Genomic DNA, 12,411 nt, shown 5'->3' with positions numbered 1-12,411 from the left:
TGTGTGGGTTTGTAGGTGGACTTTATTACGAAGAAACTGCAGTAGTTTCTTATCGAAATGGTTTATTTCAACAGGCGAATGACTTAATCTATCATCGCGGTCCTGATGATAAAGGGTATTACCATGATAGTCATATGTCGATGGCTTTCCGTAGACTAAGCATTATTGATATTGAAAATGGCCATCAACCATTTCGATATGATAATGGAAGGTATATGATTGTTTTCAATGGTGAGATCTATAATCATACTGAACTGCGCGAATGGCTAAAGCAAATAGGGGTTGATTGCGAGACGAATAGTGACACAGAGGTACTAGTTGCTCTTTATGCAACAATTGGGAGCGAAGTTGTAGAGCGAATTCGCGGAATGTTTTCTTTTCTAATTTGGGATTCTGTTGAGAAGACGCTGTTTGGTGCACGCGATCATTTTGGAATTAAACCACTTTATTATATGGATAGACAGGATGGGTTATTTTTTGCCTCTGAGAATAAAAGCCTGTTACCGTTTATTAACAGCTATCAATTAAATGAACAGTCATTACAGCATTATTTTGCATTTCAATATGTACCTGAACCATCGACAATGGATACAATTATCCAAAAGATACCTCCAGGTCACTACTTTGTGAAAAACATTAATGAAAAGGGGCTTAAGCTTACTCCTTATTTTAAGCCGCGTTTACAGCCAAAGTCTTTTACACATGAAGTAGATGAGATGAAGAAGATTCGCAAGACATTGACAGAATCAGTTGAAAAACATATGCGCAGTGATGTACCTGTTGGGGCATTTCTATCAGGTGGTGTTGATTCTACGATTATTGTGTCACTTGCGAAACGAATTCAACCTAAACTAAAAACGTTTACAGTTGGATTTGAATATGAGAAGTATAGTGAAGTAGATGTTGCTAGGAAAACAGCTGATATTCTTGGAACTGATCATACAACAGTTTTAATTCAACCAGATGAGTTTATAAAGGAGCTCCCACAAATTATTTGGCATATGGATGATCCTGTTGCAGATCCTGCAGCAATTCCTTTATATTTTATTGCTCGTGAAGCGAGAAAAAATGTAACCGTTGTATTATCAGGTGAAGGTGCTGATGAATTGTTTGCTGGATATAATATTTATAAAGAACCATCCGATTTAGCTATGTGGCGATACATTCCTTCTATGATGAAAAAAATCCTTTTATCCTCTTCAAGTCGTATACCAGATGGGGTGAAAGGCAAAAGCTTTATTTATCGTGGCTGTACAAGCATATCTGACCGTTATATCGGAAATGCACATATTTTTAAAGAGCTTGATATGGCCCAGTTATTTAAATTCTCTTTAACGACAAACTTTCATCATGTAACAGAACCGATATTTAAGACTTTGGGAGATTTAGATGATGTGGCAAAAATGCAGGCTATTGATTTACATACATGGCTAAGAGGCGACATTTTAACAAAGGCAGATCGAATGACAATGGCGAATTCGCTAGAACTTAGGGTGCCATTTCTTGATAAAGAGGTATTTCAGGTAGCATCTAAACTTCCTACTTCATCTAAGATCAATAATGGAGAGACAAAATGGATTCTTCGTGAGGCATTTAAGGAGCTGATTCCAGAGCATATCGTAAATCGGAGAAAGCTAGGCTTTCCTGTTCCGATTCGAATTTGGCTGAAAAATGAGCTTTATGATTGGACTGTTACTTTAGTGAATGATAGTCCAACTGACAATATATTAAACAAGCAGTATATTAAACAATTGTTAAGTGATCATGCAAAAGGAAAAAATGACAATAGCCGAAAGCTATGGACTGTTATTACCTTCCTATTATGGCATCGGCAATTTATTGAAGGGCAAGTTCCTGATGCCGTTCGAAATTCACAAAAAGGAACCTTTGTTTCTGAACCTGATAAAAAAACAGAAGCATTAATCTAATTGGACAGACATTAGCCATTATATTTTTTCATAAAGTTAAAGAAGGCTTTTCCTCGGATAGCAGCCTTCTTTTTTTATGGAAAGGAAAGGAGTATTATTTCTCTAAAAAACGTAGTTAGATTTGACAATATTACAAATTTTTAGGTGGCTTATAGAAAAATAATGATAAAATAGTTTTTGTTGGGACTTTTACGTCAAAGGAGGATTTTTACAAATGAATGAACAGTTTAATAAGCCAAAAGGGTTTGGTGACATATTAGATTTTACGTTTCGACTTGCAAAAAATCGATTTGTAGATTTCTTTTTCATTTTATTATTTCTAATTGGACCGATTTATTTAATACAGGCTATTATCTTATTAATTGGCGGAACTAGTTTTTTCCGAGAAGATATTTTTGAAGGGTTTTGGTATGAACAGGTACTTTTGGAACTTGAAAGCACCGGTTATGTTGATGCTAGCATGATCGGTTTAGGAGTAGGATATTTAATTCTCTTATTGTTAGGTGTCATTTTGTTACCAGTCGCACAGGCAGCTATTATTTTAGCAGTTAATCATATTAGAAAAAGTGAAGAATTTACGGTGGGTTCTGTTATAAAGGCAGCATTCGTAAGATTTTTCCCACTACTAGGAAGCAGTATTTTATTTGGACTTATTTTATTCGGTTTAGCAATTATTCCATTTTTTATTACGACATTTTTGACTGGATTTGGGGTTGTTATTAACCCTGTTGTTGGGGTTTTGCTAGGTATTGTTTTATTTTTAGGCTGTGCTGTTGGATATATTTATTTAATGGCAAGATGGAGCTTTTATTTTGCTTCTGTTACATTGAAGGAAGGATCCCCTGGTTTCGGAAGAAGTTGGCGATTAACGAGTAAACGAACATGGGTTATCATCGGTCTTTATATTATTTTTATGCTTATTATGATGAGTGTTAGCTATGCTGTTGAATTTTCTGTTGCTCTTCTACTTGGCGGTAGTGTGCTTCAATCAATGATCGTCAATATTGTCACATTATTAACGACAATGATTTTCTCTATTGGATATGCTGTCATGTATTTCGATTTGAAGCTTAGATATGATGCGGATGATTTAAAAGAAATGATTGAAGAATATAAATAAAAGTTAATAGGAAATGAGGAAATTTATCGAGAAATTTCCTCCTACCTATATAATCTACAGATAAGATTTAGAGATTAATTGTTAAATAGGTAGAAAACGAATAAGGGGGGGTTGTATGTTAAATGAGGATAAAGCTAGAAATGAATTAGAAAATATCTTAAATAGCAGAGAGTACAAAGTATATGAAGAAAAGCCAAAAAATATATTTGAGCAATGGTGGAACGACCTTAATGAATGGTTTATAGACTTTCTTAATAGTATGTTTCCTTCTATTGAACCATCGAAGGATTATTCTGAAACCATTTTAATGATGAATATCGTTATCACGATTTTATTATTGCTCCTTCTTGTTACCCTTTTAATACGAAACCGCAATCGAAAAAAATCATTCCATTTGCATAAGCCTTTGCAATCAATAAATGAAATTGATTGGTCATATCAGATGCATTTATCAGAAGCTTTGAAGCAAGAAGGGCAAAAAGAGTACAAGCTTTCAACACGTCATCTCTTCCTTGCATTATTACTCTATTTTCATGAAAGGGAATGGCTCGTAGCGAGGATATGGAAAACGAACTGGGAGTATTATGATGAACTAAAAAGTGTAAATCAGAAATGGGCAGAGCAATTTTATCATTTAGCTCTCATCTTTGATGAAGCGACGTATGGAGAAAAAAGCATTACGAAAGAAGAATATGAGCGGTTTAAAAAAGAAGCTATGAAATGGTTAGGTGATAACCGAGAGGAAAAGAAAAATGGGTAGCATCATTAATGGGAAAGGAGGAATAACAGGAATTGCAAACATTATTTTCAAATAAACGCAAATGGATAGTACTTTCGCTCCTCATCCTGATTATTATGATAAGCAGCTATGTGATCAGTTCTGAAAAGCCAAAGAATTACCCGAGTTATGTTTCACATTCTCCTTCTCCAACTGGTGTGAAGGCATTTTATACATATTTAGATAAAGAAGTTGGTTCAGTAAGTCGATGGTCACTTCCTCCAAATTTGTTACCAAAGGATGAGGCAAATCAATTAGTAGTCATGCTCGAGCCATCTGTAACACCAAATTCCGATGAAATGAACGAATACATTGAATTTATGGAAGCTGGAAATACCATTCTATTATTTCAAGAAAACCCGCGAGATATTTTTGATTTGGCTATCCATTTCCAAGCAGTTGCTGAGTCAGATAACCAATTAATCATTGGTCAGGATGGAAGAGAATATGAATCAGATCTACATCCGGTTGTGTTTTTTCAACCGAACGAAGAGGATGAAGTGTTATTACATAATCAAGCTGGTTTGGCTGTAGCCTTAAAAAGACAATATGGAAATGGTCAACTAATTGTTGCAAATAATCCTAATTGGATGCTGAATGAACATATTTTATCAGCGGACCATCTGCCCCTATTGATTACGTTATTTAATAAAATAGATGCAAACAAGATTTACTTTAATGAATACATCCATGGTGAGCAAGATACATCGATATTCAATGTATATCCAAAATGGTTTTTGTTACTTATTATTCAAGGTAGTATTCTTATTTGCTTGCTGCTCTGGATACGTGGAAAACGTTTTGGGTTTAGTATGATTCCTCGTGAAGAAATGGTTCGCTTTAGTGATGAAAGAATAAGAGCGCTTGCCTCTTGGCATTTAAAGAGTCAACGATATCATGATTCCCTTCAAATTCAGGCTGATTATGTAAAGCTTTTATTACAGGAAAGATGGGGGATTTCATACAATCGGAGCTGGCTTGAAATAGAAGATAGTCTTGAAAGAAAATGGAGAAATGTTTCGAAACCAATGATACATCAGTTTGTTACTGAACTATCGAATTTATTAAATGAAGAGAAAATATCTAAATATGATTATGTATTATGGTCTAAAAAACTAGAACAACTTAGGAAAGAGGTGGAGGAAGGATGAATAGCAAACTCACATCCTTATTAGAGCAATATGAAAAGCAAATAAAGGGGCAAACCCAAAATATTAGACTTTTACTTTCCTCTGTGCTAGCAGGCGGACATGTTTTATTAGAAGGTGTCCCAGGTACAGGGAAAACACAGATGGTTAAAACACTTTCAAGTTTAATAGGGGGCACATTTACACGAATTCAATTTACGCCAGATTTGCTTCCAAGTGATATTACAGGTAGTACGATTTATAACATGAAGGACAGTTCATTTCAAACGCTAAAGGGCCCGATTTTTACAAATATTCTATTAGCGGATGAAATTAATCGTACTCCTGCAAAAACACAAGCAGCTTTATTGGAAGCGATGGAGGAAAAGCAAGTTACAATCCAAGGTGAAACATATTCCTTACCAGAAGTATTCTTTGTTGTAGCAACGCAAAACCCGATTGAATTCGAAGGTACATATCCACTGCCTGAAGCACAACAAGATCGTTTTCTATTCAAATTACAAATAGATTTTCCTTCACTAGAAGAAGAGATTAATGTTTTAAAGCATGTTATCGAGAATAAGGAGAATCAAGAGCAATTAAATCCTGTTATAGATCTAGACGAGTTTTTAACAATAAAGAGGGAAATTGAGCAAATTACGATAGGGGATAGTGTATTAGATTATATCGTAAAGCTTGTTCGTAGAACTAGAGAAACAGATGTATTACGGTTTGGTGCAAGTACTCGTGCAGCGATCTCAATTGGAAGAGCCGGAAAAGCATGGGCATATTTATCTGGACGAGATTATGTAACACCAGATGATATTAAGATGGTTGCTAAGCCTGGACTAAGACATCGTATTCAATTATCTCCGCATGTAGAATTGGAGGGAGCAACCGTTGACCAAATCATTGAAGAGCTTGTGGGGTCGATTCCTGTTCCAAGATAGAGGAATATTACCTACGAAGCGGTTAGCGCTTTTCTTTTTATGCTTATCTGTCCTATTTTTGCTCGGTTCATTTTGGAATATATCGTGGATATTCGTTATTTTTTTGAATGTGATATTTTTTCTTTTAAGCTTTATCGATTTACTCTATTCACCTAAAAAAACTGAATTGCATTTTAGGCGCTCAATTCCGAAAGAAATGGAAAGAGGATTAACCTATCAAGTAGAAATCTTGATCAATAATGCATCAAATTATCCGTTAAACTTTCGGTTTGTTGATGGAATTCCACAATCCTTTAAAAGGGATCAATTTCCGTTCAAAGGGAAATTGAGCGGGCAAACAAGTGGAATAGCTACATATGAAACTGTAGCACCAGTTCGAGGAAAGTATAATATTGAAAAGCTCTATTTTCGTTATAAAAGTACATTTGGATTATGGGAGAAACAAGTAACTCTGGAGCTTAAAGATGAGCTTAAAGTGATACCTGATTTAACAGAAACAAAAAGTTATTTAGAGGATGCTCAAAAGTTTTTACTACATGAAGGGATAAAAATCCGTAAACATTTAAGTGGAGCCGGAGAGTTTACAAAGGTTCGTAGCTTTGTAGTTGGTGATGATCCGCGGAAAATTAATTGGAGACAAACAGCAAAACTTCAAGAGGTCATGACAAATGAATACGAACCTGAGCATGGAAAATATGTAACAATTTTAATTGATTGTGGAAGAATGATGGGTGCTGAGTTAAGAGAAACAAATAGGCTAGAAAAGGCTGTAGAAGCCTCGTTAACCGTTGCAGCAGCAGCCCTGCAGAAAGGCGATTATGTCTCAATTCTCGTGTTTTCCAGGGATATCAAAGTATATGTTCCTCCAGCTAAAGGGATTGCCCATTTGCAAACAATTCTTCAAGCGGTCTATGATGTTCAGGTTGATCAAGCTGAATCTAATTATGCAGCTGTTTTTACTTATTTACAATCACTTCAGAAAAAGCGTAGTTTTATTATGTTATTTAGCGATATACGAACGTTTTTGTATGAAGAAAGTGCACTTATCTATTTAAAAAGAATTAGACAGCGTCATTATTTCTTAATGATCGGGATTGAGGATGAATTGATTAAAAAGAAAATAAGACTACAGCCAATAGATATTGAGCATGCGATGGTAAAAAGTATTGCACAGCAGCAAATGCTCATGACAAAAAGGGAAAAAGTGAAATGGGAAAAACAAGGCCTCCAAATGTTGGAGGCCAAGGAAGACAAGTTAGCTACAGTAGCTGTTTCTCAGTATATTGACATTATGAATCGAGGGCTTCTGTAGCAGCTCTTCTTTTTTGTAGAAGCTGATTTCCGATAAACAAATAAACGATTAATGCAATAATTGTTACAAATGCAACAAAGTACTTAGCTTCTAGTGGAATATTTGCAGGAGTAATAAATCCTTCAATCATTGCTGCGATAACAAATAAAGGAATTGTTCCTAACAAAAGCTGAACAGAACGTTTTGCCTGTAGTTTGAGATGAAACGTTCTTGAATAAGGGCCTGGTACAAGAAGCTTGTATCCCATTACCAAGCCGGCACCACCTGCAATAAAGATAGCAGTTAATTCAATCATTCCATGTGGGACAATATATGCCCAAAATTCATACATCATTCCGTGCTGATAGAATACTGCTGCAAGTGCACCGATAATGATTCCATTATAAAGTAATAAATAAACGGTAAAAATGCCAAACGTAATTCCACTAGCAAAAGCTAAAATGGCAACTTGAATATTATTTATCATAATTTCGGCAGACATCGTAGGTGCATCGACCTGGCCCTCTCCAAGCTGATCGGGATTTATCCCATAAGCTATATCAGCTGGAAGAATTGAATAAAGATTAAGTGAGTCGTTCATTACCGCAGCATAGCTACCAATACCACCAAGGGTGAAGATGAGCATAGCGATAAAGCTAAACTTCCACTGAGCAATAAATAAACCAATGAATGTGGTGCTAAAGAAATGCTGAATTTGTTTTAAACTAGAAATTTGATCTTTGTACAGTAAATTATGTGCTTTTGAGACAAGTCCATTTAAATAAGGAGTTACTTCTTCATTTGGAAAGTATGTCTGACTGTATGAAAGATGCTGTGCTGACTTTTGGTATAGACGATTAAATCGCTCGATCGTTTTGCTTGTAGCTGTCCGTTTATTTTTATGTAAGTTTGTAATCATATTTTCAAGCTCTTTCCATTCATCACGATGTTGCTTTACAAATTGCTTTATATTCATTATGGACACCTTCTTATTTTCGGATTGACTAGAAAAAAATGGTCTCTTTATATTATAGTAATTTTATAGAAAAATAGGAATAAGAACAGGTAAATATAACCAAAAAAGAGGTGATGGTTATGCAACAAGAACAAATAAATATTAAAACACCAGAATTTGTTTCACTTCAATTTCAAACTGCAGGGCTTGGGAGTCGAGCAGCTGCATTTTTAATTGACTATATTATTTTATCACTAGTAAACATTATTATAATCGTCGGATTAGTTTTTTCTTTATTGGGCACTAGTTCACTCGATACGGTTATTTTTGAGGAAACATTCACATTTCAAATCGCTATAGCATTAATTCTACTCTTTCTCTTAAACTCTAGTTATTTTGTAGTTCTGGAATATTTTTCAGGTGGAAAAACGCTTGGCAAACGAATAGTTGGTATTCGTGTTATTCAAGACAATGGTCATAGCTTAACACTATTATCAAGTATCATTCGGAATTTATTAAGATTTATTGATTCTTTACCAATGTATTATTTAGTGGGGATTTGCATGGTTTTTTTTCATGCGAAAAATAAACGGATCGGAGACCTTGTTGCCGGAACGGTTGTCGTCCATGAAAGACGAAGAAAGAAAGCAAAAAGGCTAACAAATGTAGAGAAAGAAATAAATAGAAGAGGAATAACTAAGGAAGACTTAGTGATTGAAGATTGGCTTTTTCGCTCTTTGGGGACAAAGGAATGGAATCTTGTTAAAACCTATTGTCATCGTTTCGTTCAACTACCTTCAACTCAAAGGAATGAACTAACGAATGAAGTCTCAAAAATTATTTTTCCTAAAATTGACATTTCGTTAGAGGGAAAACAGATTCATGAGCTCGAGAATACATTATTTATTCTCTACTTAAAGTTAAAAGAGGAGTGGGAAATCGAATTATAACGATTAAGAAACAGCTGAAAGGCTGTTTTTTTTATTAATTTTAGAAAAATAGTAAAAAAAGACTAAATGACAGCGGAAACATAGCCGATATTACTAGTATAAATGAAAGAATGTGAGGGAGTAAAATGAATACCAGAATTAAGCCTATTCAAAAGGTGTCTGTACAATTGTTAATAACCTTGATTATTTTAGTCGTTGTTATGACTAGTTCTATTGGATTATTAGGTTATATATTCGCAGAGAATGCGATAGAAAAGGGGACAGCAGCTAGTTTTTTATGGATAATGCTTGGTGTAACAGCTGTTATTACGATTATTTGTTCTGCCATTTTGTATTTCCTTTTAATAAGAAAGGTGAAATCATTAAATGAATTGGTAAAAGCATCGACACAGATGGCGGAAGGTAACTTGTTGGAAACTCCTTTAAAAGAAGGAACAGATGAAATTGGTTTAATTGCCAAGTCATTTAATCGAATTAATGATGGACTTCGCGGATTTTTTCGCAATCTACTTGAAACTGGACAATTATTGGACAAATCTTCAAATGAATTATCGTCATTGTCTGAGTTAACAAAAGTCACAAGTCAGGAAATTGGCACGGCGTTAAATGAGATTTCCCGAGGTTCGACATCTCAAGCTTCTGATATTGAAGCTACAAGTCATAAAGCAAATGATTTGCAGGAAAGCATAAACAAAATGTCTATGGAAAGTAATGGGATTATTCAGTTAACTGAAGACTGTGCGAAAGCCGTTGAGACAGGAAAGGAAAGTGTAATTGGATTACAAGTATCTAATAAAGAGAATAGTGATATGTTAGAACAAATTAGCATAGGTATTACAACACTTTTTCAAAGTGTTGATCAGATTTCAGGTATCGTTACAACGATTGATAATATATCTAAACAGACTAATTTATTAGCATTAAATGCAAGTATTGAGGCCGCTAGAGCTGGAGAGCATGGAAAAGGATTTGCTGTTGTTGCTGAAGAGGTTCGTAAACTTGCAGAAGAGACAAACCAGGCTACATCACAAATCCAATCAATGATTCAAAACATTGAAAAAGAAACGGAATCAACTGTGCTTATTATGGCTCAAACAACTGAAATCTCCAATGGGTTAAATAAAAGTGTTGTTGATACAGAAAATGAATTCAATCATATTTCAACATCAATTGATAAAATTATTGAGGGAATTTCCAAGCTCAATAAAGAAATTGATAAAGTATCAGCAAATAGTACTGTTATTTTAGATTCAATCCAGAATGTTTCTGCGGTTGCGGAAGAAACGGCTGCATCAACAGAACAAATTACAGCTTCTGTTGATGAACAGGTTCAAACAATTGAAGCAATTAATGAATCCTCTACGACAATTCGAGAAATTAGTGCAAAAATAAATGATATCGTTATTAATATTGCAGAAAAATAAAGCTTTTGAATAATGATATTAAAAAAGGTGAGTCCTAATAGGATTCACCTTTCTCATTTATGCATAACGAATTTGATCATTTTCACTAATTGCATCTTTATACTCTTTTAATAGTTCATCAAAAATACTGTTCCATGTCTGTGATAATGCATACTTACGTGCTTCCGCAGACATATGCTTTCGAAGGATATGATTAGATAATAGATGAATAATAGCATTTTGAAACTGATTACTATTTTGTGGTTCGCAAAGAATTCCTGTTATGCCATCCTTGATGATATTTTTGACTCCTCCTGAGTTAGCACAGATCGCTGGTGTTCCTGATGCTAATGCTTCTAAAACAACATTACCAAAGGTTTCAGTTGGTGAAGGGAATACAAACAAATCTGAACTAGAATAAATTTCCGCAAGACTTTCACCGCTTAAATAGCCTGCAAATGTCATATTTTCTGGGGCATTCGTCATCATTTCTTCCTTTGACGGCCCATCTCCGACAATGATCCAATGGATATGTTTATTAAGTTCACTAGGAAGATGTAAACTTACATTCATTAATGTTTCGATATCCTTTTCAGGAGCTAAACGTCCGACATAAGTTAAAATAAACTTTTCTTTAATTTGGTATTTGTCTCGGATATGTTGTTGTGAATAATTAGGGTGAAATAGTGCGCAATCAACACCTCTTCCCCAAATTCGTAAGTTAGCAAAGCCTTTTCGTTTCAATTGATCCAATGTTTCGATAGAAGGTACAAAGATTTTTCTTAATGGTTTATGAAACCAATGCATGTATTTCCATAAAACTTTTGATAAAAATTGTAAATCATAATATTTCAAATATTGATCAAAATCAGTATGATAAGACCCAACAATTGGGATGTTTAGTTTTTTTGCATAATGTAACCCACATAATCCAATGTTAAACGGTGTTGCAACATGAATTAAGTCTGGCTTAAAGCGCTGTAGCTCTGCCTTTACATGAAGCATATTCGGCAATGCTAGCCGACATTCAGGATATAAAAAGAACGGTAAACTTGTAAATCGGTGAATATGACTAGAAAATAGGCTCTCACTTGTACTTTCGGGAGCAAAAACTCTATATTCATACCCGATTTTATCAAGATAATCAGTAAACCGTTTCAGCGTTCTGGCCACCCCATTAACATCCGGAGCAAAAGTATCTGTAAATATAGCTATTCTCATCGTATCCCCCCAGTAACTAAGTGAAAAAAGGTACTAGAAATATGAAGCTTATTTAACAAGACTTTTTAAGCTAGGATTCTACATATTAAGGTTAAATAGCAGCTGTAAATATAAGCTGGTTAAGCATAAAGTAGCTTAATACACCAGATGAACAGCCTAGTAAACAACCGGCTAAAACATCGGAAGGATAGTGCAAGCCTAAATACATTCTTGAGATCCCAACGCTAATGGCTATAGGTAAAAGTATGAAAGAGAGTTCAGGGATAAATAATATAAATGGAATAATAACTGAGAAAATAGCTGTTGTATGTCCTGATGGAAATGAATGGTCTTTCAATGGATTAGCTGGTACCTTCGTTTCCATTAGGGTAATATACGGCCGTTTACGTGGGTACAGCTTTTTTACTAGTGCAACAGGTAGGTGACTAATTAAAAGAGAAATAGCACTTGCAATACCTGTTAATTGAATGAGTCCCTTTGTAAAAAAGATAAGGAAAAGACTAGCTGTAATTGTTGCTATAGCACCTCCAAGATGTGTAATATGCCGAAAGTAAAAATTAAGGAACTTCCGGTCATAATGACGATTTACACTTCGAAATAACCTGCATTCGAAATCATACATGTTTGTAAAAAGCTTCGTTTTCATATGAGAAACTCTCCTTTTTAACTCCTTTAGTAATATTGTAAG

General features: G+C 34.7%; 11 protein-coding genes. 8 read left to right on the top strand and 3 right to left on the bottom strand.

The window, feature by feature from the left end; translation table 11 throughout:
• The 6 genes from asnB to HU235_RS12815 all read left to right on the top strand — a co-directional run.
• Positions 1 to 1,928 (top strand): asparagine synthase (glutamine-hydrolyzing) (gene asnB / locus HU235_RS12840; protein WP_174880455.1); only part of this gene is annotated, 1,928 nt, incomplete at its 5' end.
• A 214-nt stretch (positions 1,929 to 2,142) separates the two neighbouring features.
• Positions 2,143 to 3,048, top strand: coding sequence for a hypothetical protein (locus HU235_RS12835; protein ID WP_174880454.1), 906 nt, complete (start codon positions 2,143 to 2,145; stop codon positions 3,046 to 3,048).
• 115 nt (positions 3,049 to 3,163) lie between these two features.
• Entirely contained in the window at positions 3,164 to 3,808 is a 645-nt protein-coding gene (locus HU235_RS12830; protein ID WP_174880453.1) for a DUF4129 domain-containing protein, read from the top strand.
• A gap of 32 nt (positions 3,809 to 3,840) precedes the next feature.
• Positions 3,841 to 4,977, top strand: coding sequence for a DUF4350 domain-containing protein (locus HU235_RS12825; protein ID WP_233452216.1), 1,137 nt, complete (start codon positions 3,841 to 3,843; stop codon positions 4,975 to 4,977).
• Positions 4,974 to 5,903, top strand: coding sequence for an AAA family ATPase (locus HU235_RS12820; RefSeq protein ID WP_174880452.1), 930 nt, complete (start codon positions 4,974 to 4,976; stop codon positions 5,901 to 5,903). The genes HU235_RS12825 and HU235_RS12820 overlap by 4 nt, the downstream gene beginning before the upstream one ends.
• On the top strand, positions 5,854 to 7,215 hold the full coding sequence (locus tag HU235_RS12815) for a DUF58 domain-containing protein (RefSeq protein ID WP_095301707.1): 1,362 nt from the start codon (positions 5,854 to 5,856) through the stop codon (positions 7,213 to 7,215). The genes HU235_RS12820 and HU235_RS12815 overlap by 50 nt, the downstream gene beginning before the upstream one ends.
• Here the strand turns inward: HU235_RS12815 and HU235_RS12810 are convergent.
• The gene (locus HU235_RS12810) at positions 7,193 to 8,170 is read right to left on the bottom strand and encodes a stage II sporulation protein M (RefSeq protein ID WP_174880451.1); all 978 of its coding nucleotides are present in this window, start codon (positions 8,168 to 8,170) and stop codon (positions 7,193 to 7,195) included. The two genes, HU235_RS12815 and HU235_RS12810, sit on opposite strands and share 23 nt — an antisense overlap.
• 119 nt (positions 8,171 to 8,289) lie before the next feature.
• Here HU235_RS12810 and HU235_RS12805 point away from each other — a divergent pair, with 119 nt between their 5' ends.
• On the top strand, positions 8,290 to 9,099 hold the full coding sequence (locus tag HU235_RS12805) for an RDD family protein (RefSeq protein WP_145581742.1): 810 nt from the start codon (positions 8,290 to 8,292) through the stop codon (positions 9,097 to 9,099).
• 125 nt (positions 9,100 to 9,224) lie between these two features.
• Positions 9,225 to 10,523 (top strand): methyl-accepting chemotaxis protein, encoded by a 1,299-nt coding sequence (locus HU235_RS12800; RefSeq protein ID WP_174880450.1) that lies wholly within the window; start codon positions 9,225 to 9,227, stop codon positions 10,521 to 10,523.
• A gap of 57 nt (positions 10,524 to 10,580) precedes the next feature.
• Here HU235_RS12800 and HU235_RS12795 read toward each other — a convergent pair whose 3' ends face one another.
• Together HU235_RS12795 and HU235_RS12790 are read right to left on the bottom strand one after the other, a co-directional pair.
• On the bottom strand, positions 10,581 to 11,723 hold the full coding sequence (locus HU235_RS12795; protein WP_174880449.1) for a glycosyltransferase family 4 protein: 1,143 nt from the start codon (positions 11,721 to 11,723) through the stop codon (positions 10,581 to 10,583).
• A 91-nt stretch (positions 11,724 to 11,814) separates the two neighbouring features.
• Positions 11,815 to 12,369: a phosphatase PAP2 family protein gene (locus HU235_RS12790; protein ID WP_095301702.1), complete on the bottom strand. Its 555-nt coding sequence runs from the start codon at positions 12,367 to 12,369 to the stop codon at positions 11,815 to 11,817.
• Positions 12,370 to 12,411: the final 42 nt, after the last annotated feature.

Source organism: Metabacillus niabensis (assembly GCF_902829255.1).
In the GTDB taxonomy this organism is placed as follows: Bacteria; Bacillota; Bacilli; order Bacillales; family Bacillaceae; genus Metabacillus; species Metabacillus niabensis.
The sequence above is the reverse complement of the archived record's forward strand: the minus strand, read 5'-3'. Positions and strand labels throughout refer to the sequence as shown.